At 64.4% G+C, this 22,367-nt stretch carries 18 protein-coding genes; 8 read left to right on the plus strand and 10 right to left on the minus strand.

Annotated features, from left to right (window positions below):
- Positions 1-69 precede the first annotated feature (69 nt).
- Together EHH60_RS30680 and EHH60_RS30685 are read left to right on the plus strand one after the other, a co-directional pair.
- A complete protein-coding gene (locus tag EHH60_RS30680; RefSeq protein ID WP_124163084.1) occupies positions 70-1,437 on the plus strand; it encodes an LLM class flavin-dependent oxidoreductase in 1,368 nt (455 codons plus the stop codon).
- 12 nt (positions 1,438-1,449) lie between these two features.
- On the plus strand, positions 1,450-2,235 hold the full coding sequence (locus EHH60_RS30685) for a fumarylacetoacetate hydrolase family protein (RefSeq protein ID WP_124163085.1): 786 nt from the start codon (positions 1,450-1,452) through the stop codon (positions 2,233-2,235).
- Between the two features lie 147 nt (positions 2,236-2,382).
- Here EHH60_RS30685 and EHH60_RS30690 read toward each other — a convergent pair whose 3' ends face one another.
- Entirely contained in the window at positions 2,383-2,838 is a 456-nt protein-coding gene (locus EHH60_RS30690; RefSeq protein WP_124163086.1) for an Lrp/AsnC family transcriptional regulator, read from the minus strand.
- A gap of 150 nt (positions 2,839-2,988) precedes the next feature.
- Here EHH60_RS30690 and EHH60_RS30695 point away from each other — a divergent pair, with 150 nt between their 5' ends.
- Both EHH60_RS30695 and iaaH read left to right on the plus strand, forming a co-directional pair.
- Positions 2,989-6,438: an indolepyruvate ferredoxin oxidoreductase family protein gene (locus tag EHH60_RS30695; RefSeq protein ID WP_124163087.1), complete on the plus strand. Its 3,450-nt coding sequence runs from the start codon at positions 2,989-2,991 to the stop codon at positions 6,436-6,438.
- A gap of 76 nt (positions 6,439-6,514) precedes the next feature.
- Complete coding sequence (iaaH, locus tag EHH60_RS30700) at positions 6,515-7,939, plus strand: indoleacetamide hydrolase (RefSeq protein WP_124163088.1); 1,425 nt, start codon at positions 6,515-6,517, stop codon at positions 7,937-7,939.
- Here iaaH and EHH60_RS30705 read toward each other — a convergent pair.
- Positions 7,934-8,845, minus strand: a complete 912-nt coding sequence (locus tag EHH60_RS30705) for a LysR family transcriptional regulator (RefSeq protein WP_124163089.1) — start codon at positions 8,843-8,845, stop codon at positions 7,934-7,936. The genes iaaH and EHH60_RS30705 overlap by 6 nt on opposite strands.
- 143 nt (positions 8,846-8,988) lie before the next feature.
- On the opposite strand from EHH60_RS30705, the gene EHH60_RS30710 reads away from it, so the two are divergent.
- From EHH60_RS30710 to EHH60_RS30720, 3 genes are all read left to right on the plus strand, one after another.
- The gene (locus EHH60_RS30710; protein WP_502697431.1) at positions 8,989-10,140 is read left to right on the plus strand and encodes an HlyD family secretion protein; all 1,152 of its coding nucleotides are present in this window, start codon (positions 8,989-8,991) and stop codon (positions 10,138-10,140) included.
- Positions 10,141-10,245: 105 nt separating this feature from the next.
- A complete protein-coding gene (locus EHH60_RS30715) occupies positions 10,246-11,853 on the plus strand; it encodes an MDR family MFS transporter (RefSeq protein ID WP_124163091.1) in 1,608 nt (535 codons plus the stop codon).
- Between the two features lie 28 nt (positions 11,854-11,881).
- Positions 11,882-12,343 carry a carboxymuconolactone decarboxylase family protein gene (locus EHH60_RS30720; RefSeq protein WP_124163092.1) on the plus strand — a complete coding sequence of 154 codons (462 nt, stop codon included), beginning with the start codon at positions 11,882-11,884 and terminating at the stop codon, positions 12,341-12,343.
- 194 nt (positions 12,344-12,537) lie between these two features.
- On the opposite strand, the gene EHH60_RS30725 is transcribed toward EHH60_RS30720, so the two are convergent.
- The 6 genes from EHH60_RS30725 to EHH60_RS30750 form a co-directional block, all read right to left on the minus strand.
- Entirely contained in the window at positions 12,538-13,398 is an 861-nt protein-coding gene (locus EHH60_RS30725; RefSeq protein ID WP_124163093.1) for a D-amino-acid transaminase, read from the minus strand.
- 204 nt (positions 13,399-13,602) lie between these two features.
- Entirely contained in the window at positions 13,603-14,334 is a 732-nt protein-coding gene (locus EHH60_RS30730) for an amino acid ABC transporter ATP-binding protein (RefSeq protein WP_124163094.1), read from the minus strand.
- A gap of 12 nt (positions 14,335-14,346) precedes the next feature.
- On the minus strand, positions 14,347-15,039 hold the full coding sequence (locus EHH60_RS30735) for an amino acid ABC transporter permease (protein WP_124163095.1): 693 nt from the start codon (positions 15,037-15,039) through the stop codon (positions 14,347-14,349).
- Between the two features lie 3 nt (positions 15,040-15,042).
- Positions 15,043-15,774, minus strand: coding sequence for an amino acid ABC transporter permease (locus tag EHH60_RS30740; protein WP_124163096.1), 732 nt, complete (start codon positions 15,772-15,774; stop codon positions 15,043-15,045).
- Positions 15,775-15,891: 117 nt separating this feature from the next.
- Entirely contained in the window at positions 15,892-16,803 is a 912-nt protein-coding gene (locus EHH60_RS30745; protein WP_124163097.1) for an amino acid ABC transporter substrate-binding protein, read from the minus strand.
- Between the two features lie 111 nt (positions 16,804-16,914).
- Entirely contained in the window at positions 16,915-18,300 is a 1,386-nt protein-coding gene (locus tag EHH60_RS30750) for a M20 family metallopeptidase (protein WP_124163098.1), read from the minus strand.
- Between the two features lie 265 nt (positions 18,301-18,565).
- Here EHH60_RS30750 and EHH60_RS30755 point away from each other — a divergent pair, with 265 nt between their 5' ends.
- Positions 18,566-19,945 (plus strand): LLM class flavin-dependent oxidoreductase, encoded by a 1,380-nt coding sequence (locus EHH60_RS30755; protein ID WP_124163099.1) that lies wholly within the window; start codon positions 18,566-18,568, stop codon positions 19,943-19,945.
- A gap of 116 nt (positions 19,946-20,061) precedes the next feature.
- Here EHH60_RS30755 and EHH60_RS30760 read toward each other — a convergent pair whose 3' ends face one another.
- Together EHH60_RS30760 and EHH60_RS30765 are read right to left on the minus strand one after the other, a co-directional pair.
- Complete coding sequence (locus EHH60_RS30760) at positions 20,062-21,723, minus strand: thiamine pyrophosphate-binding protein (RefSeq protein ID WP_124163100.1); 1,662 nt, start codon at positions 21,721-21,723, stop codon at positions 20,062-20,064.
- 129 nt (positions 21,724-21,852) lie between these two features.
- Positions 21,853-22,356, minus strand: a complete 504-nt coding sequence (locus EHH60_RS30765) for a GFA family protein (protein WP_124163101.1) — start codon at positions 22,354-22,356, stop codon at positions 21,853-21,855.
- Between the last annotated feature and the right edge of the window lie 11 nt (positions 22,357-22,367).

The following is a 22,367-nucleotide window of genomic DNA, read 5'->3' on the forward strand; positions in this document are numbered from 1 at the left end:
GCGCTGGCGTGCGAAGACAGGCTCGACACCATCCTCGATATGGCCTGACGTCATCGGGAGAACAGCAGCATGACGCGGCGGATGGTATTGGTCGGCTTCCTCCAGGCGCAGAACTGCACGAACCTCCCGAGCTCCTGGCGGCATCCGGACTCGCGCAACGATTCGATGTCGGCGGACTATTATCAGGAGATCGCCAGAATCCTCGAGGCCGGCAAGTTCCACATGGCCTTCTTCGACGACCGCCTGGCGATGCCGGACCGCTACGGCAACGACCACGCCCACACTGTCGAATACGGCATCCGCTGCGTGAAGATGGATCCGCTGATCGTTCTGACCACGATGGGCATGGTCACCGAGAAACTCGGCCTGGGCGCGACCTGCTCGACCACCTACTATGAGCCCTTCGACGTGGCGCGCCGCTTCGCAACGCTCGACCTGATGTCCGGCGGGCGCGCCGGCTGGAACGTCGTCACCTCGCTCAATGACGGTGAGGCGCTCAACATGGGCCGCGATTCCCACCCCGAGCACGATTATCGCTACGACCGCGCCGACGAGTTCATGGAGGTCGTGCTCGGCCATTGGGACACCTGGGAAGACGGCGCGCTGATCATGGACAAGCAAAGCGGTCGCTTCGCCGATCCCACCAAGGTGAAGCGGCTCGACCACAAGGGGCCGGCCTTCAAGTCGCGCGGGCCGTTCACCGTTCCGCGTTCGCAACAAGGCCATCCCGTGATCATCCAGGCCGGCGCTTCGGGCCGCGGCCAGCGCTTCGCCGGGCGCTGGGGCGAGGTGATCTTCACCGCCGCGCGCAATCTCGCCGCCGCCAAGGACGGCTATGCAGCCGTGCGCAACGAAGCGGCAACGGCCGGCCGCGACCCTGACCAGATGCTCCTGTGCAATCTGACCACGCCGGTCTGCGCCGCAACCAAGGCTGAGGCCGAAGACAGGATGGCGCTGATCGACAAGCTGCCGCTCCAGATCGACGCGCTGTCGCTGCTCGCCGAAGCGCTCAACTACGATTTCGCCTCCAAGGATCTTGACGAGCCGCTGACGACGGAAGAACTGAAGAGCATGCAGGGCATCCTGGGTATCCGCGACGGCGTACTGAGGGCGTCAGGCAAGAGCAACCCGAGCGCGCGCGACTTCGTCACCTTCTCCGGCCGCGGGCAAGTGCAGGACGCGATGGTCGGCGGTCCCAAGGAGATCGCCGACAAGCTGGAAGAGATGTTCGTGGAGCGCGGTTGCGATGGCTTCGTCATCGCCGCAACCTACGTGCCCGGCTCCTACGCCGATTTCGTCAAGCATATCGTACCAGAATTGCAGCGTCGCGGCCTGTTCCAGACGGACTATCGCGGCAGGACGCTACGCGAAAACCTCGGGCTCGAGCGGCCGGCTGCCGGCGCCTGGAAGGTGCAGCCGCGCGATGCACCGAAATAGCGAGGACATGACATGCGCTGGCTGAAATTCGCCGCCTCGGGCAAGACGTCCTGGGGAATCGTCGAAGGCGACCGGGTGATCGCGGTCGATGGCGATCCCTTCGCCGGATGGCAGCGTTCCTCGCGGATCCTTCCGTTGTCCGAGGTCAAGATCGAAATTCCGCTGATCCCGCGCACCTTCTATTGCGTCGGCTTGAACTATCTGAAGCACCTCAAGGAAGCCGCCGACAAGCGCGGCGAGGTGCCGGCGGTGCCTGACAGGCCCGAGATCGGCTATCGCGCGCAGAACGCGCTGATCGCCCATGACGAGGAGGTCGTGATCCCCTCCTTCGCGACGGACAAGATCCACTACGAGGGCGAACTCGTCGTCGTCATCGGCAAGAAGGTGAAGCATCTCACGGAGAAGAACGCGATGGATTGCGTGTTCGGCTACACCATCGGAAACGACGTCAGCGAGCGCAGCTGGCAGAAGGCCGATCGCAGCCTGTGGCGCTCCAAGAACGCCGACACGTTCAAGCCGATGGGACCGTGGATCGAGACCGAAGCCGATCTCGAAAAGATGGAAACGATCGTCCGCGTCAACGGCAAGGAGACCAACCGCTTCGCGACCGCCGACATGATCTTCGGCGTGGTGCCCTTCCTGGTCGAGCTGACCAGGTATTTCACGCTATGGCCCGGCGACGTGATCTGGATGGGCACCGACGGTGCCTCGCCGGACATCAAGCACGGCGACGTCGTGGAAGTCGAGATCACGGGTGTCGGGACGCTGCGCAACAGGTTCGTGCGGGAGCAGCGCTGATCCTCATCTTGAGGAGCTTGCGAAGCAAGCGTCTCGAACGATGAAGGCCCGGCTGTCGGCCTCGCCCTTAGACGGCCGCTGCGCGGCCTGCTCGGGTGAGGGGATGGAGTTGCGCACCTTGCGTCCACCGTGTCGTCCTGCGCTCCCTCAAAACGGCAGCGCCACCCCCGTCTTGATCTCCTTCAGCACAACATTGCTGCGGACGTAGCGGATGCCGGGGATGCGGAACATGAACTCGTCTAGGAAGCGGTTGTAGGCCGCCATGTCCTGCACGACGACGCGCAGATGATAATCGGCGTCGCCCGTGGTAGCAAAGCACTCCAGCACCTCGCGGCGCTTCGTGACCCTGGCCACGAACTCGTCGACAAACTTCGCGTCATGCCGCTCCAGCGAGACGTGGAGAATGGCCGACATCGCAAAGCCCGCCTGCTCGCGCGCGACCAGCGCCGCATAGCCCCGGATGACGCCGCTCTCCTCCAGAGCCCGCACCCGGCGCCAGCAGGCCGAGGTGGACATGCCGACCTCGTCGGCCAGCTGCTGGTTGGTGGCGCGGCCGTCCCTCTGGAGATGGGCGAGAATCCGGGTGTCCTGCTCTTCGATCATGAAAGCCTTCCCAGGTGGGAGCCTCTACCAGAATTCACCTGATTTCGCAAAATTCTGCCGATCTCGTGATCATATCGGGGTAAATAGGTAAGACTTACCAACCGCGCAGGCATAACCTTCCAGCAGGCAGGGTGCCGCGCGAGGTCCGCCATGGACGCCATTCCGTCACTCGACGTTTATGAACTTTCCGACCGCTACGAACGCGAGGAGGGCCGCGTCTTCCTCACGGGAACGCAGGCCATCGTCCGCATCGCGCTCGATCAGGCGCGTCGAGATCGTACGGCCGGGCTCAATATCGCCGGCTTCATCTCCGGCTATCGCGGCTCGCCGCTCGGCGGCGTTGACCTCGAACTGTGGCGCATCCAGGAACGGCTCAAACGGGACCGCATCGAGTTTCTTCCGGCGGTCAATGAAGACCTCGCGGCGACAGCGGTGCTGGGCTCGCAGCAGGTCGAAACGCAAGCCGACCGCGAAGTCGACGGCGTGTTCGGGCTCTGGTACGGCAAGGGCCCCGGCGTCGATCGATCCGGCGATGCGCTCAAGCATGGCAATGCCTATGGCTCCTCGCCGCATGGCGGCGTGCTGGTGGTTGCCGGCGACGACCACGGCTGCGTCTCCTCTTCGATGCCGCACCAGTCCGACGTCGCCTTCATGAGCTGGTTCATGCCGACGCTGCACCCTGCAAGCGTCAGCGAATATCTCGCCTTCGGCGAATATGGTTACGCGCTGAGCCGTTTCTCCGGCATGTGGGTCGGCTTCAAGGCGATCTCGGACATCGTGGAATCAGGCGCCTCCGTCGCGCTGCGTCCGCCCCGCGACTTCCGCGCGCCCGACTTCACGCCGCCCCCCGGCGGCCTGCACTATCGTTGGCCCGACCTGCCGGGCCCGCAGATCGAGGAACGGCTGGAGGCGAAGAAGCACGCGGTCTACGCCTTCGCCAAGGCCAACCCGATCGACCGCCACATCTACGATATTCCGGACGCGACCTACGGCATCGTTACCACGGGCAAGGCGCATCTCGATCTAATGGAGGCGCTGCGGCTGATGGGCCTCGATGAAGCGGCCTGCCGCAGCATCGGCATCGACGTCTACAAGGTCGGCATGGTCTGGCCGCTGGCGCTGCACGACGCCATGGATTTCGTCAAGGGCAAACGCGAGATCCTCGTGGTCGAGGAGAAGCGCGGCATCATCGAAAGCCAGTTCAAGGAATATTTTTATGACTATCCCGGCGCCAAGCCCGAGCGCATGGTCGGCAAGCACGACGAGCGAGGGGCGAGACTGATCTCCTGGATCGGCGAGTTGTCGCCGCGGACGCTCGCTTCCGTGCTGGCGCGGCGGCTCGACCCGATGTTTCCGGATCTCAATCTCGCCGCGCGGGCAGCCGCCTTGATGCCGGAAGCGGCGCGCACCATCAACGTCAGCGGCGCAACACGAACGCCGTATTTCTGCTCGGGATGCCCGCACAACACGTCGACGAAAGTGCCGGAGGGATCAAAGGCCCTGGCCGGCATCGGCTGCCACTTCATGGCGAGCTGGATGGATCGCGAGACCTCCTCGCTGATCCAGATGGGCGGCGAAGGCGTGAACTGGGCAGCGTCGTCGAGATTCACCGGCGGCAAGCACGTGTTCCAGAACCTCGGTGAAGGCACTTACTACCACTCCGGCTCGATGGCGATCCGGCAGGCGATCGCGGCCAGGGCCAACATCACCTACAAGATCCTGTTCAACGATGCCGTCGCGATGACCGGCGGCCAGCCGGTCGACGGCCCCGTCAGCGTCCATGCCATCGCCCACAGCGTTCGCGCCGAAGGCGTGGCGCGTATCGCACTGGTGTCGGATGATCCCGCACAGTTCTCGCCTGCCGACCTGCCGACCGGTGTCACCATCCACCCGCGCGAGGAGATGGATGCCGTGCAGCGCGAACTGCGCGACGTCTCCGGCGTGTCCGTCCTGATCTATCAGCAGACCTGCGCCACCGAGAAGCGACGCCGCCGCAAGCGCGGGCAGATGGCCGATCCCAAACGCTTCGCCTACATCAACGACCTCGTCTGCGAAGGCTGCGGCGATTGCTCGGTCGAATCCAACTGTCTCAGCGTCGAGCCGAGGGAGACGCCGTTCGGCCGCAAGCGTCAGATCAACCTGTCGGCCTGCAATAAGGATTTTTCCTGTCTCAACGGCTTCTGCCCGAGCTTCGTCACCGTCGAAGGGGCGACGCGCCGGAGGAAGAGCGCAAGCCGGATCGACGCGGTCGGCCGCGCGGCCACGCTCCCCCTGCCCACGCCCCGAACGCTCGACCGCCCCTACGATCTGCTGGTGACCGGCGTCGGCGGTACCGGCGTGATCACGGTTGGCGCGCTGATCGGCATGGCCGCGCACCTCGAACGCCGCGGCGTCTCGGTCCTCGACTTCACCGGCTTTGCGCAGAAATTTGGTCCCGTGCTGAGCTACATCCGCCTCGCCGCGAGCCCCGAAATGTTGCACCAGGTCCGCATCGACCAGGGTGCGGCCGACGCGCTGATCGGCTGCGACCTCGTCGTCAGCTCCTCGCCAAAGGCGTCCGGAACCTACCGGAAAGGCACGCGCGCTGCGGTCAACACGGCGGAGATGCCGACCGGCGACGTCGTCCGCTTCCGCGACGCCGATCTCGCCTCGCCCGCCCGCCTGCGCGCAATTGGCCGCGTGATCGGCGAGAGCAATGTCGGCACGATCGATGCCAATGGGCTGGCCGAGCGCCTGCTCGGCGATGCCGTCTATGCCAACATCATCATGCTCGGCTTTGCCTGGCAACGCGGACTGGTGCCGGTCTCGCTGCAGGCGCTATTGCGCGCGATCGAGCTCAACGGCGTGGCGATCGAGCGCAACAAGCAGGCCTTTGCCTGGGGCCGGGTCGCCGCGGCCGATCCGGATTCTCTGTCGAACGCGGACGATGCGCCCAAGGCCGAGACGCTCGACCAGCTCATCGCCCGGCGCTTCGATTTCCTCACGGCCTATCAGAACGCGGCCTATGCGGCGCAATACCGGGCGATCGTCGCAAGAGTCCGCAGCGCCGAAGCCGGCCTGAACAGCGAGGCGCTGACCGAGGCCGTCGCGCGCAGCCTGTTCAAGCTGATGGCCTACAAGGACGAGTACGAGGTGGCGCGGCTGCACATGCAAAGCGGCTTCCTCGACGAGCTGAAGCGCGAATTCGAGGACGGCTTCAACATCCAGTATCACCTCGCCCCGCCGTTCCTGCCGTCGCGGCGCGACGCACGTGGCCGTCCACGCAAGCGTGCCTTCGGACAGTGGATCCAGATGCCTCTCAACATGCTCGCGCGCTTGAAGGGGCTGCGCGGGACGCCGTTCGATCCATTCGGCTACGCCGCGGAACGGCGAGCCGAGCCAGAGCTGATCGCCTGGTATCAAGGCCTGGTCGAGCGGATGCTCGGCGGGCTCGACACGGCGAGTCTTCCGGATCTCGTCGCGATTGCAAGGGCCCCTATGGAGATCCGCGGGTATGGGCCGGTCAAGGCCGCCGCGATCGCGAAGGTGAGGTCCGAAATCGAGCGGCTGCTCGCCGAACTCCCCACGCCATCGCCGGCAAGGATGCGCGCCACCGGTTGACGCCGCGCCGGCAACGTTTCAGCCTCTGAACCTGGAGGGACGCCCTGATGGCGCTCCCGCGATCGGGTGACGCATCATGGATTTCGACCAGCTGACATTGACCGAGGCCGCGAACGGCCTCAGCGCCGGGAAGATCACGAGCACCGCACTCACCCGGGAAGCTCTTGCCCGCGCCAGGGCCAACGCCGACCTCAATGCCTTCGTGACCCTGGACGAGGCCGGCGCCATGAAGGCCGCCGCGGCGTTCGACGCGAAGGGCGACAGGGGCAAGCCGCTCGGCGGCGTGCCCGTCGTGATCAAGGACAATATCGAGGTGGCCGGGCTGCCCTGTAGCGCCGGCACCCCCGCGCTGAAGGATTACATTCCAAGGGCCGATGCACCTGTCGTGGCAAAGCTGCGCGCCGCGGGAGCGATCATCATCGGCAAGACCAGCATGCACGAACTGGCCTTCGGCATCTCCGGCTACAACACCGCGTTCAAGACCGGCGCCGAGTTCGGCGTGCGCAATGCCTATGATCGCAGGCGGATCGCCGGCGGCTCCTCGTCCGGGACGGGCGCCGCGATCGGCGCGCGAATCGTCGCGGGCGGGCTCGGCACCGACACCGGCGGATCGGTACGCGTGCCCGCCGCCCTGAACGGGTGCGCCTCGCTGCGGCCAACGGTCGGGCGCTATCCGCAAGAGGGCATCGCGCCGATCTCGCACACCCGCGACACCGCGGGGCCTATGGCCGCAACCATGGCCGATGTCGCGCTGCTCGACCGCGTCATCGCCGGAGGCGATCCGGTCCTGCCCGCGGATCTCAAGCTGGTCCGCGTTGGCATTGCCAAGGCGATGCTGACCAATCTCGATGACGACACCGAGGCCGCCTTCCATCGGGCAGTCGCGCAGATGAAAGCTCGGGGGATCGTCGTGGTCGAGATCGAGATGCCCCAACTGGCGGAGCTCGACGGCCAGGTCAGCTTTCCAGTCGCGCTATATGAGGCGTATGACGATCTGGTCGCCTATCTCGCACACACCGGCACCGGCCTCAGCATCGAGGCGCTGGCGCAGGAAATCTCCAGCGCCGACGTCAAGGCTACCTATGAGGACCTCGTGATCCCGCGCAAGCTGCCCGGTCCCGACGACACGTTTATCGACGCCAAGCCGATCTACGACGCCGCGGTCAAGATCGCGCGGCCTGCGCTTCAGGCGCTCTATGACAACACCTTCTCCGGAAACAAGCTCGACGCCATCGCCTTTCCGACCACGCCGCGCATCACCATTCCCTCCAACCCGGACTCCAGCAGCCTGGAGAATTTCGCACTGTTCATCCAGAACACCGATCTCGGCAGCAATGCCGGCATTCCCGGCATCCAGATCCCAATCGCACTCGGCGCCAGCAGCAGATTGCCGATCGGGCTTGAGCTCGACGGCCCTGCGGGAAGTGATCATCGTCTGCTTGCGATCGGCATGGCACTCGACAACGTGTTTGGCCGGTTGCCGCCGCCGCGTCGCTCATGAATAAGGGTTGATCAGCTTCTGCTGCTCGGCGCTATGGTGCGTGAGCAGGTCGATGAAGGTCCTGACCTTCGCCGACAGATGATGGCGATGCGGATAGACCGCATTCATGGACAGCTCGACCGTCCGATATTCCGGCAAGAGGCGCACGAGGCTGCCGGTTTCGAGATCGTCCTGGATGAGAAACCCCGCCATCAGACAGACAGCGGCGCCCTCCAGTGCGACCTTCCGCAGCGCTTCTCCGCTGTTGGTGACGAAGCTGCCCGAGATGCGAACGGAAGCCGGAGTGCCTTTGCGGTCAAGGAAGCGCCATTCGTCGCCAAACGGATAGTTCAAGTGCCGACCGCAATTGTGCCCGGTGAGCTCGTCGAGCGTCTGCACCCGGCCGTGCTTCTCGAGATAATCGTGCGAGCAGCACAGCACGTGACGCCAGGTGGCAAGTCTCCGCACGATCAGGCTCGAATCCGGCGGCGGGGTCATGCGCAGCGCAACGTCGTAGCCCTCCTCGATGAGATCGACATCGGCCTCGCCCATGCGCAGATCGATCCTGAGCTCCGCATAGGTCGACAGCAGCTTCGCCACGACAGGCGCGACAAACGGCACCATGTGCGTGGCGACGTGAATGCGCAGCGTGCCGCGGGGCACCGACTGCAATTCGCTCGCGATGTCGTCGGCCTGCTCGAGATCCGCGAGAATCTGGGTTGAGCGCTCATAATAGGCCTTGCCGATTTCGGTGAGGCTCACCTTCCGCGTGGTGCGGTTGAGTAGCCGCACCCCGAGTCGGTTCTCCAGCGCCTGGACGTGGTTGCTCACCATGGTCGTCGACATGTTGAGGCGGCGGGCGGCGGCGGAAAAGCCGCCGTTTTCGACCACGTGGACGAAGGCGGTGAGGCTGGTGAAACGGTCCATGGCTCGAGGTTCCAATTATCCATTATTACTGGATAATGCTTCAAAGAATTCCGAGATTATCACAGCGGTCGGGACAACGCATCTTATCCTCGTCAATGCGCGCGCCCCTTTTCGAACGGGCGGCCGCGAATTCCGAGGATGTCATGTCGAACGCGTCTTATGTCTCTGGAACAACTGCAAAAATCGGCCTAGGCCTGTCTCGACAGACCATCAATTGGGCAGCCATCGGCGTGGCGCTGATCCTCGGCATCGCGGTGGCCGGCGACTATGGCTACGACTATTTCAAGACCGGCCGGTACCTCGAAGCCACTGACGACGCCTATGTAAAGGCCGATTCCACGATCGTCGCGCCGAAGGTCTCCGGCTACATCGCAAAGGTGCTGGTCGGCGACAACGAGAAGGTCAAGGCGGGTCAGCTGCTGGCCAAGATCGACGACCGCGATTTCAGGGCGGCGCTCGACCAGGCCCGCGCGGATGTCGCGGCTGCCGAAGCATCTGTGCGCATCATCGATGCCGAGCTTGAGCTGCAGCAGCCGATCATCGAGCAAAGCACGGCCGACGTCGCTGCTGCGGACGCCAACCTGAAATTTGCACAAGAGGAGCGCGCCCGCTACGACGACCTCATGAAGTCGGGCTCCGGCACGATCCAGCGCGCGCAGCAGACCGACGCGGCGCTGCGCGCCAGCAGCGCGCAATTGCAGCACGCGAAGTACGGCCTTCTGGCTGCGCAGCGCAAGATCGACGTGCTTACCAGCCAACGCGCCCAGGCCACGGCCCAGCTCGAACGTGCCCGGGCGGTCGCGCAGCAGGCGACGCTGAACCTGTCCTATACCGAGATCACCGCGCCGGTGGATGGCACGGTCGGCGCCCGCAGCTTGCGCGTCGGCCAATACGTGCAAGCAGGCACACAATTGATGGCGGTGGTGCCGCTCGATGCAGTCTATGTCGTCGCCAACTTCAAGGAGGCCCAGCTCACACATGTGCGGCCGGGCCAGCCGGTCGAGCTGTACGTCGACAGTTTTCGCAATCGGGCCCTGCATGGCCATGTCGACAGCCTGTCGCCGGCGAGCGGGCTGGAATTCGCATTGCTGCCGCCCGACAACGCCACGGGCAACTTCACCAAGATCGTGCAGCGCGTTCCGGTGAAGATCGTGCTCGACGACCACAGCCTCACCGGCCTGCTTCGCCCCGGCATGTCCGCGGTGCCAACCATCGACACCAAGGCGACCGTGCTGGCCGAGCGCGAGACGGCCAAGCGTCTCGCCGACAACATGCTCCGACCGAACGGCGGCTGACCTGGCTCCGGCAGGTTTGTCGAACCTCGCCGGAAGATCGTCCCAGAACGTCCTCGATCGTCGAAATCATCCGCATCCTGTCTCCGTAGCCGAGACGAGGCTTCCATGAGCACGCTTCAACCCGCCTTCAACGCCGCATCCACCGCCAGCATTCCCGCACCCGCCGCACCGTCGGTGTCGGCCAAAACCTGGATCGCGGTGATCGGCGCAACGCTTGGCGCCTTCATGGCGGTGCTGAACATCCAGATCGTCAACGCCTCGCTCGCAGACATCCAGGGCGCGATCGGCGCCGGCATCGACGACGGCGGCTGGATCTCGACCTCCTATCTCGTCGCCGAGATCGTGGTGATCCCGCTGTCCGGCTGGCTGGCGCAGGTGTTCTCGATCCGCATCTATCTGCTCACCAACGCGATCCTGTTCCTGGCTCTCTCCGCGGTTTGCGCGCTGGCGCAGGATCTGTCGCAGATGATCGTGCTGCGCGCCATCCAGGGTTTCACCGGCGGCGTGCTGATCCCGCTGGCCTTCACGTTGATCATCACCCTGCTGCCGCGCGGCAAGCAGCCGGTGGGCCTCGCGCTGTTCGCGCTGTCGGCGACGTTCGCACCGGCGATCGGCCCGACCATCGGCGGCTATCTCACCGAGAATTTCGGCTGGCAGTACATCTTCTACGTCAACCTCGTGCCGGGCGCGATCATGGTCGGCATGCTCTGGTACGCACTCGAGGCCAAACCGATGAAACTCTCGCTGCTGCGCGAGGGCGACTGGGCCGGCATCATCACCATGGCAATCGGCCTGTCGGCGCTCCAGACCGTGCTCGAGGAAGGCAACAAGGACGACTGGTTCGGCTCCCCCTTCATCGTCAAGCTGTCGGCGATCGCGGCGGTGGCGCTGGCCGCCTTCCTGATCATCGAGCTCACGGTGAAGAAGCCGCTCCTGAACCTGCGCCTGCTGGTGCGGCGTAATTTCGGTTTCGGCATGCTCGCGAACTTCCTGCTCGGCATCGCGCTCTACGGCTCGGTGTTCATCCTGCCGCAGTATCTGTCACGCATCCAGGGCTACAATGCCGAGCAGATCGGCATGGTGCTGGCCTGGACCGGACTGCCGCAACTGGTGTTGATCCCGCTGGTGCCGCGCCTGATGCAGAAGCTCGATCCGCGCATCGTGATCGGCGTCGGCTTCGTGCTGTTTGCGGCGTCCAACTTCATGAACATCTACATGACCAACGACTACGCCGCCGACCAGCTGCTGTGGCCCAATATCGTTCGCGCGATCGGGCAGGCCCTGGTCATGGCGCCGCTGTCGGCGGTGGCGACCGCCGGCATCGAAGCCGAGAACGCAGGCTCGGCGTCCGGCCTGTTCAACATGATGCGCAACCTCGGCGGCGCGGTCGGAATTGCGATCCTGCAAACCGTTCTGACCAAGCGCGAGCAATATCACTCCAACGTGCTGATGCAGTCGGTCTCGATATTCGAGCAGGCGACGCGCACGCGGCTGGAGCAGCTGACCCAGTATTTCATCAATCACGGCGTGCTCGACCATGCGGACGCCGCGCATCGCGCTTATGTCGCGATCGGCCGTACCGTGCAGAAGCAGGCCTATATCCTCGCTTTCAGCGATACCTTCTATCTGCTCGGCATGGCGCTGATCGTGGCGCTGCTCGCCGTCCTCTTCCTGAAGAAGCCCGGCCAGACCTCGGCCGGTGGCGCCCACTGACCTCAAGCCGAGAAGCAAGGAGACGATCATGAAGCCCCGCATGAACTACTTCCAGGCCGCGCCCGATACGATGAAAGCGCTGATGGCGCTGGAGGCGCAGATCCAGTCGACCGGCATCGAGAAATCGCTGATCGAGCTCGTCAAGATCCGGGCGTCGCAGATCAACGGCTGCGCCTTCTGCATCAACATGCACGCCGAGGATGCGCGTAAACGCGGCGAGACCGAGCAGCGCATCTACCTGCTAAACGCGTGGCGCGAATCCCCGCTCTATACCGAACGCGAGCGTGCCGCGCTGGCCTGGACGGAATCAGTGACGCTGATCTCGCAGACGCATGCGCCCGACGATGTCTACGAGCAGGTCCGCGCACAGTTCTCCGACGAGGAGACGGTGAACCTGACCATGCTGGTCGGCGCCATCAATGCCTGGAACAGGATTGCGATCGCGTTCCGCGCGGTGCATCCGGTAAAAGTGAAGGCGTCGCTGGCGTGAGGTATCCGCAGCTGTCATGCCCCGCGACCCGGCTACGCCAAGGCTTCGCCGGGGTTAAGGTCTAGGGGCACCGCAGCTTTAGCGAAGGCGGCAGGCGGGGCATGAAGTACGCCGCGGCCCATCGGGCCTATCCCTGCCGTCACGGCGTACTGGATCGCCCGGTCAAGCCGGACGATGACCGCTTTGGGCGTGGCTCAAACCGCCGTCGCCTTGGCGAACTCCACGTAGATCTCGCGAAGGCGCGTTGCCATCGGACCGGGCTTGCCGTCGCCGATCGTCTTGCCGTCGATGGCGACCACCGGCTGCACGAATGAGGATGCGCTGGTGATGAACGCCTCCTTGGCAGCGAGCGCCTCGGCAACCGTGAAGGACCGTTCCTCGACGCGGAGCTGGCGCCCCTCGGCAAGCGCGATCACGGCCTTGCGCGTGCAGCCCGGCAGGATCGCGTTGGAATTCTTGCGCGTGACGATGACGTCGTCCTTGGTCAGGATGAACGCCGACGACGAGCCACCCTCGGTGACGTAGCCATCCTGCAGCATCCAGGCCTCGCCCGCGCCGGCTTCGGCCGCGGCCTGCTTCGCCAGCACCTGCGCCAGCAGCGCCACGCTCTTGATGTCGCGGCGTTCCCAGCGGATGTCGGGCACCGTGATGACATTGATGCCGGTCTTCGCCGCCGCCGCGTTGATGATGTCCTTCTCGGACGTGAACATCACCAGGCTCGGCTTGACGTCCCCCTTGGGAAACGGGAAGTCGCGCCCCTTGTCGGCGCCGCGCGTGACCTGGAGATAGACGAGACCGTCCTGGAGCTTGTTGCGCGCGATCAGCTCCTTCTGGAGCTCGGTGATGCGCTCGATCGTCTCCGGCAGCTTCAGCTTGATCTCCCCGACGGAGCGTTCCAGCCGCGCCAGATGCGAGGCATTATCGACCAGCTTGCCGTCGAGCACGGCCGAGACCTCGTAGATGCCGTCGGCGAACAGGAAGCCGCGATCGAGCACCGAGATCTTGGCCTCCGAGAGCGGGACGAATGAGCCGTTGACATAGGCGATCGGATCCAAGGCAGGTCTCCTGGCGAGATGGGGAATTTGGCGCGCTTATACGCCAGTTAGGGGGCCGGATCACCCCTCTATTCGTCATTCCGGGGCGGCGCGGAGCGACGAGCCCGGAATCCATTTCGCCCCGCGTTACGCCGCCTGATCGATCCTCAGATGCGCAATTGCGCATCATAGCTCGCGCGACGCGCGCCTCGGGATGCGGAGCGCTCAGTGCGAGAGAATCTTCGACAAGAACTTCTGCGCCCGGTCGCTGCGCGGCTTGCCGAAAAAGTCGTCCTTCGCCGCGTCCTCGACGATCTCGCCGCGGTCCATGAAGATCACACGGTTGGCGACCTTGCGGGCGAAACCCATCTCATGGGTAACCACCATCATGGTCATACCTTCACGCGCGAGATCGACCATGACATCCAGCACCTCGCTGACCATTTCAGGATCGAGTGCCGAGGTCGGCTCGTCGAACAGCATGACGATCGGATCCATGGCGAGCGCGCGGGCAATGGCAACGCGCTGCTGCTGGCCGCCGGAGAGCTGCGCGGGGAATTTCTGCGCCTGCTCCTTCAACCCGACACGCTCCAGGAGCTGCATGCCTTTGGTCTGTGCCTTGTCGTGCGGCCGCCCGAGCACCTTCTCCTGCGCGAGGCAGAGATTGTCGATGATCTTGAGATGCGGAAACAGCTCGAAGTGCTGGAACACCATGCCGACGCGCGACCGCAGCTTCGGCAGATCGGTCTTGGGATCGTTGACCTTGGTGCCGTCGACCAGGATGTCGCCGCTCTGGAACGGCTCCAGCGCATTGACGCATTTGATCAGCGTCGACTTGCCCGAACCCGACGGACCACAAACCACAACGACCTCGCCCTTGGTGACGGTGGTGGTGCAGTCGGTCAGCACCTGAAAGCTGGGGCTGTACCATTTGTTGACGTGGCTGATTTCGATCATGATCGACACGCTCTATCGAATGATGGCGATGCGCGCCTGGAGGCGGCGGACGCCGTAGGACGCGACACAGGAAATGGTGAAGTAGACGACTGCTGCGAACAGATACATTTCGACGAGGCGCCCGTCGCGCTGCGCCACCTTGCTGGCCGCTCCCAGGAAGTCCGTGATCGACAGGACGTAGACCAGCGAGGTGTCCTGGAACAGCACGATGGTCTGCGTGATCAGCACCGGCAGCATGTTGCGGAAGGCCTGCGGCAGCACGACGTAGCGCATGGTCTGGGCGTAGGTCAGCCCCAGCGCGCTGGCCGCGGCCGGCTGTCCGCGCGAGATCGACTGGATGCCGGCACGCATGATCTCGGAGAAGTAAGCCGCCTCGAACATGATGAAGGTGATGAGCGAGGATGCGAACGCGCCGACGCTGATCGGGCGCGAGGCGCCGGTCACCCACTGCCCGATATAGGGCACCAGGAAGTAGAACCAGAAGATGACCAGCACCAGTGGCAGCGAGCGCATGAAGTCGACATAAATTCCGGCGATGCGGCCGAGCAGCTTGAAGCCGGAGAGCCGCATCAGGGCGAGCGCCGTGCCGAAGATGAGGCCGCCGAGGGCGGCGAGCCCCGTCAGCGTCAGCGTGAACGTCATGCCCTCGAAGAACAGATAGGGTAGTGCGCGGCGGATGACGTCGAAATCGAGATTGCCGAACATCGCTTATTTCCCCGTGATGTAGCCGGGAATCGCGACCCAGCGCTCGAGGAAGCGCATCGCGGTCACGACGACGGCGTTGACGAGGAGGTAGAGAATGGTCGCGGCTGTGAAGGCCTCGAACACCTGGAACGAGAATTCCTGCATCGACCGCGCCTGTCCGGTCAGCTCGAGCAAGCCGATGGTGATCGCGACCGCGGTATTCTTGATGGTGTTGAGAAACTCGGACGTCAGCGGCGGCAGGATGATGCGGAACGCCATCGGCAGCAGCACGTAACGATAGCCCTGCACGGTGGTCAGGCCCAGCGCGGTTGCGGCCATTTTCTGCCCGCGCGGCAGTGAACCGATGCCGGCCTGCAATTGCACGGCGACGCGGGCCGACATGAACAAGCCGATACCGATCGCGGCCGTCCAGAACGGCGCGTTCGGCAGCTGCTTCAGCCAGGTGCCCGCAGCTTTTGGCAGCAGTTCCGGCAGCACGAAGTACCACAGGAAGAGCTGCACGAGCAGCGGCATGTTGCGGAAGAATTCGACATAGGCAAAGCCGAACCAGTTCGCCCCCTTCGACGGCAGTGTGCGCATCACACCGACGATCGAGCCGGTGATCAGCGCGATCACCCAGGCCAGCGCCGCGGTCTTGAGGGTCAGCACCAGGCCCGACAGCAGCATGTCGAGATAGGTGCCGGTCCCCATCGGGTTCGGCTGGAAAAAGATTCCCCAGTTCCAGTTGTAGTTCACGTGTCCCCCGCGCGAACGCGCCAGTCATGGATATCCTGAGCGCCTATGCAAATGTCCGGCCACCCCAGTGTCAAGAGTGGCCGGACATGATCCCGATCGAAAGATCGAGGTTTAATCTTACTTGTAGTCGTCCGGGTTCGGCGAGTCCGTCGGCTTGGCGAACTCGTTCTTCAGCTCGGCCGAGATCGGCGTGTTGAGGTTCAGGCCCTTCGGCGGGATCTTCTGGGTGAACCACTTGTCGTAGATCTTCTGGGCTTCGCCGGACGTATAAAGTGCCGCCGTCGCCGCATCGACCACCTTCTTGAAGGCGGGGTCGTCCTTACGCAGCATGATGCCGTAGGGCTCGGGCTTGGAAAACGCATCCTTGGAGATGACGTAGTCGTCCGGGTTCTTCGAGCCGGCGACGAGGCTCGCCAGCAGGATGTCGTCCATGACGAAGGCGACCGCGCGATCGGTCTCGACCATGAGGAAGGCTTCGGCGTGGTCCTTGGCCGGAATGATGTTGGCGCCGAGACCCTTCGCGGCGTTGGCTTCGGTGAGCTGCTTGATGTTGGTGGTGCCGGCGGTCGAGACGACGGTCTTGCCCTTGAGATCGTCGATCGACTTCAGGCCGCTCGACTTCTTGAAGACATAGCGGCTGGCTGTCAGGTAATGGGTGTTGGTGAAGGCGACCTGCTTCTGGCGCTCGGCATTGTTGGTGGTCGAGCCACATTCGAGGTCGATGGTGCCGTTGGCCATCAGCGGGATACGCGTCGCCGACGTCACCGGGTTGAGCTTGACCTCGAGCTTGTCGAGCTTGAGCTCCTTCTTCACGGCGTCGACGATCTTGTAGCAGATGTCCATCGCGAACCCGACGGGCTTCTGGTTGTCGTCGAGATAGGAGAATGGGATCGAGGAGTCGCGGAAGCCGAGCGTGATGGCGCCGGTGTCCTTGATGTTCTTCAGCGTGCCGGTCAGCTCCTGGGCCCCGGCCTGGCTGACGACGAAGGTCGCGGCGAGCGCGAGCCCGATGCTACGGAAATGTTTCACTTTCTTCTTCCCCTTTCAGGATGATGCGACCGGATGCAAGCACAAATCGGGCCGGATTAGAATGTGACTTTCGGCTGGATCGAAGGCTCAGGTTAACGGGCTTGTCAGTGGTCATGTCAGTGGTCCTGGCAATTCCCCGAGATCCCAGAACAGCCCGGCCACCACCGTCAAGGCCTCCTCGGTCAGTGGCAGCAGGATGTGCTCATTGGGCGCATGCTGGGAGCAGCCGGGATAGGAGTGCGGCACCCAGATCGTCGGCAGGCCCAGGATCTCGGAGAACACATCATTGGGCAGCGAGCCGCCGAAATTCGGCAGCACTGCCGGAGCCTTGCCCGTGGTCTCCTTGACCGAATCCGCCGCCCATCTGATCCAGGGGCTGTCGAAATCGGTGCGCGAGGCGGCAAAGCTCTGCGCCGCGCGGACCTCGACCATGGGAAAACCCTTCTCGACCAGATGCGCGCGGATCGCCTCGATCAGTCCGTCAATCTTGGTGCCGACCACGAAACGCAGTTGCAGCACGGCATTGGCATGGCCGGGAATCGCGTTCGCCGGCTTCTCGATATTGCCCGACGACATCGCCAGCACTTCGAGCGTGTTCCAGGCATAGAGCCGCTCGGCCGCCGACAGCCCTTCCTCGCCCCAGTTTTCCGCGAGCGCCGGCTCGTCCGCGGTCGGCACCACCTGTACGTCGGCGAGATGGCTGCGGATCTGGTTGGTGAGCCGCGGCGGCTTCAAGGCATCGAGCAGGAGGCGGCCGTGGCCGTCGACCAACGTCGAGATCGCGTTGACCAGGATGGTCGCGGGGTTGGCGAGCACGCCGCCCCAGTTGCCGGAATGGTGGCCGCCGTCGCGCAGATTCACGTCGAGATGAATGCGGAGGCCGCCACGGCAGCCGAGAAAGAGCGTCGGCCGTTCGGCGGACAGACGCGGCCCGTCGGAAGCCATGAACAGGTCGGCCTTGAGCGCGTCGCGATTGAGATCGCAGACCTTGCCGAGATCGGGCGAGCCGATCTCCTCGCCCATCTCGATGATGAATTTCGCGTTGAAGCCGAGCTTGCCGCCGCGAGCCTCGCGCACCGCGCGGAGTGCCGCCATATTGATGCTGTGCTGACCCTTGTTGTCCGCGGTGCCGCGGCCGTAGAGGCGTGTCCCCGCAACCACCGTGCGCCAGGGATCGCGTCCCTCGCGCCACTCGCCCTCCATGCCGTCGACGACGTCACCATGGCCGTAGATCAGCACGGTCGGCGCCGACGTGCTCTCGTGATGTTCAGCCAACAGGAATGGCGCCTTGCCGCTCGGGGATTCGACGATGCGGCTGGAAAAATCGAGCGCGGCGAAGGCCGGCTGCATCTCCTGCTCCAGATAGGCGCGCAGCTCGGTGCCGCGCGACGGATTCTGGCTTTCGGTCCGATACGCGACGCGGCGGTCGAGCTCGGCGAGGAACGCGCCGGATTTGAAGTCGTCCCGGGCGCGGGCGATGGCGTCGGCTCTGGTCATTGCTTTCGTTTTCAAGGTTTCGACGCGGGCGAACGTAGGGGGCTACGTAGGCCATCGAAAGTGGCAGGGGGCTAGGAGAGTTTCTTGGAGTTTCTCTTGTAATTCTCTTGGGATTTCGTTCCTGCTCGCTTGAGATCGGCTTGCCAGGCGCGGCATCGCTGATTTTGACCTTGCCAATACCCAAACATATGCAAGAACTTCGCCAAGTTGGGGCGCACATCTATCATTCGAAGAGCGCTCAGTACAGGGCGCCGAGGGGACAAGCATGGCCAAAGAGATCAGGCTCAACGCCTTTGCGATGAATTGCGTCGCACACCAGTCGCCGGGCCTGTGGACCCATCCGCGCGACCGCACGGCCGACTATAACCGCCTGCCCTACTGGATCGATCTCGCCCGAACCCTGGAACGGGGCCGCTTCGACGGGCTGTTCCTGGCCGACGTGCTCGGGGTCTACGACGTCTATGGCAACAGCCCTGACGCAGCCTTGCGCAATGCAGCACAGACGCCATCGAATGAGCCGCTGCTGCTGCTGTCGGCGATGGCAGCCGTGACGCAAAATCTCGGTTTCGGCGTCACCAGCAATCTGTCTTTCGAGCCGCCCTACCCGTTCGCACGGCGGATGTCGACGCTGGACCATCTCACCGAGGGGCGAATCGGCTGGAATGTCGTCACCGGCTATCTCGACAGCGCCGCGCGCGGCGCCGGCAAGGACAAGCAGACCGGACATGACGACCGCTACGACATCGCCGACGAATATATGGAGGTCGTCTACAAGCTCTGGGAAGGCAGCTGGGAGGACGACGCCGTGCTGCGCGACCGCAAGCGCGGCATCTTCACCGATCCCACAAAAGTTCATCGCGTCAATCATGAAGGCGCGAACTATCGTATCAACAACACCATTCACCTCAGCGAGCCGTCGCCCCAGCGCACGCCCGTGCTGTACCAGGCCGGCACGTCGCCGCGCGGCCGGCAATTCGCGGCCCGCCATGCCGAATGCGTGTTCATGTCGGGACCGTCCGCCAAGGTGATCGCGCCACGCGTCTCCGCGATCCGCCAGGAGGCCGCCGCGCTCGGCCGCAACCCGGCCGAGATCCTGATGTTCTCGATGATGACGATCATCCTCGGCCGGACCGAAGCCGAAGCGAAAGAAAAGTACGACGACTATCGCCGCCACATCAGCCCCGAGGGCGCGCTGGCGCTGATATCGGGATGGACCGGCGTCGACTTCTCCGGCTACGACCTCGACCAGCAGGTGCGGCACGTCCAGAACGATGCCGGCCGCAGCGCCATGGACAACGTCACTCGCGCCGATCCCGACCGGGTCTGGACCGTCCGCGACGTCATCGAGCATGTCGGCATCGGCGGCGCCGGCCCGGTCGTGGTCGGCACGCCGGAGATGGTCGCCGACAAGATCGAAGAGTGGTTCGAGGCGACCGACGTCGACGGGCTCAACGTCGCGTTCGCGATCTCGCCCGGTGATTTCGAGGACATCGCCGACATGCTGGTGCCGGAGCTGACCCGGCGCGGGCGATACAAGAGCGAGTATGCGAAGGGCACGCTGCGGGAGAAGCTGTTCGGCCAGGGCCGCGCGCGGCTCGACGCGCCGCATCCGGCCGCGGGGTATCGCGTGGGGAAAAAGGGGTAGGTTGCCGCCTCCTCGTCATTGCGAGCGAAGCGAAGCAATCCAGAGATGCATCCGCAAAGACAATCTGGATTGCTTCGTCGCTACGCTCCTCGCAATGACGATACGACATCCCGCCCCTACACCTTTCCGTCCACCATCACCTCGATCAGCTTGGTCCCCGGCCGGCCGAACGCCGAGGTCAGCGTCGCCTTCAGCTCGCTGGCATCGCTGACCTTGATCGCCTCGCAGCCCAGCGCCTTGGCGACGCCGGCGAAATCGACGGGCGGATCGACGAAATCCATGCCGACATAATTGTCGTCGCCATGGAAGGCGAGCAGGCGCTGCTTGATGATGCGGTAGCCGCCATTGTTGGCGATGACGACGTTGAGCGGCAGCTTGTGATGCGCCGCCGTCCACAGCGACTGGATCGAGTACATCGCGCTGCCGTCGCCGGAGAAGCACACCACGGGCCGGCCCGGATTGGCGATGCTGGCGCCAACCGACGCCGGCAGGCCCCAGCCGATGCCGCCGGAGGCGAGGCCGTGGTAGCCATGGCGATCGCGATGCGGCCGCAGCGCCGTGATCTGGCGGCTGGAGGTGAGGCCTTCGTCGACCAGGATGGCATTGTCAGGCATCGCCTCGACCATTTGCAGCACCAGGAAGTCCGGATCGATCGGCGCGCGGCCAGCGCTCTTGCCGATCTGCTCGACCAGCTCGGCACGACGCGCGGTCCAGTTCTTCGGCGCGAGCTCGGCAAGGCGCCGCCTGGCGCGTTGCGCCAATGCCTCGCCACCCATCTCCTTCAGCATCGGGATCAGCGCGCGCAGCGTTTCCTTCAGATCCGCCTTCAGCGCGATCTCGGCGCCGTAATTCTTGGCGATCTCCCAGTCCACGAGGCCAACCTGCACGATGCCGAGACCATCCGGCAGCGCATCGACCTCGCTAAACACCGACATCCGCAGGGGATCGCCACCGAGCGCAATCAGGAGATCGTAAGGCGCCAGCGTGTCGCGCGCGACCTTCTGCACGCGCGCGAGCGAGCCGACGAAACTCGGGCTCTCCGAGAGGAAATGCGAGCCATAGGGCGTGGAGGATTGATAGGCGGCAGCGCCGAGCAGCTTGGCGAACTCGGCGGCCTCCTGCAACGCATCGCTCTTGACCACCTCGTCCATGGTGACGATCACCGGGCGTTCGGCCTTGAGCAGACGGGCCGCAAGAGCCTTCAACGCTTCATCGGATGGTCTTGTCCGCGCATCGATGCGGGTGGAGCGGCCGAGATCGATGCCGGCCTCGCTGTTCAGGATGTCGCCGGGCAGCGAGATGAAGACCGGTCCGGTCGGCGGCGTCGTCGCGACCTTGGCGGCGCGGCGCACGATGCGCGGCAGATCCTCCAGCCGCGTCACCTCGACCGCCCATTTCACCAGCGGCTCGGCCATCCGCACCAGCGGTCCATAAAGCACCGGCTCCATCAGGCCGTGGCCCTGCTCCTGCTGGCCGGCCGTGAGGATCATCGGCGTGCCCGTGAACTGGGCGTTGTAGAGCGAGCCCATGGCATTGCCGAGGCCCGGCGCGACATGGACGTTGCAGGCGACGAGCTTGCCCGAAGCGCGGCTATAGCCGTCGGCGATCGCGACCACCAGGCTCTCCTGCATCGCCATCACATAAGTGAGGTCGGGATGCTCCTTCAGCGCATGCATGATCGGCAGCTCGGTGGTACCAGGGTTGCCGAACAGATGCGTGATGCCTTCGTCCTTGAGCAGCGCAAGAAAGGCGGAGCGGCCGGTGATCTTGTTCTTCATGTTTCCTCCAGGAGCGGACATTGCCGCAAGGACTGAAAGCATGATGGCCGAAGTCTTGGGAGGCACGCAAGGAAGCGCTGTCATGGCTGCGCTGCGTCCGGGGCACGAGAGGTGAGTGCGCGGCCCGCGCTACATCTCCTCCCGGCCGAGCTCGAACGGATCCTCGCCGCCCGCGCGCTTCCTCTTTTTCGAGCGCTGCCACACCACGCCCGGAAACCCCTTCAGCGGCACCAGCGGCTCGCCGGTATAGGCCCATTCCTGCAGCTCCTCGACCGCGATGTGATAGAGCGGCTGGCGGCCGGTGCGCTCTGTGAACAGCGCACGCGGGATGTTGACCATGTGCGGGCCGCGCGGACGTTCGTACATGATCGGCGTACCGCAATGCGAGCAGAAGCTGCGCACGGTCTTCGTGGCCTTGTCCTCGTAGCGGGTCAGCGCGGTCTTGCCCGACGTGATGCGAAACCGCTTCTTCCAGCTTCCGACATAGGTGGCGTAAGCCGCGCCATGGGCACGGCGGCTGGCGGCGGAGTGATCGTGCCAGGCCCAGCGCGCGGGAACGTCGATCTCGAAGGTGACCTTGCCGCAGAGGCATTGGCCGGTGGCTATCCCTGCGGCGGCTGCGGCCTTGGCCATTTGTATTTTCC

It is taken from the genome of Bradyrhizobium sp. RP6 (genome assembly GCF_003837805.1).
Taxonomy (GTDB): domain Bacteria; phylum Pseudomonadota; class Alphaproteobacteria; order Rhizobiales; family Xanthobacteraceae; genus Bradyrhizobium.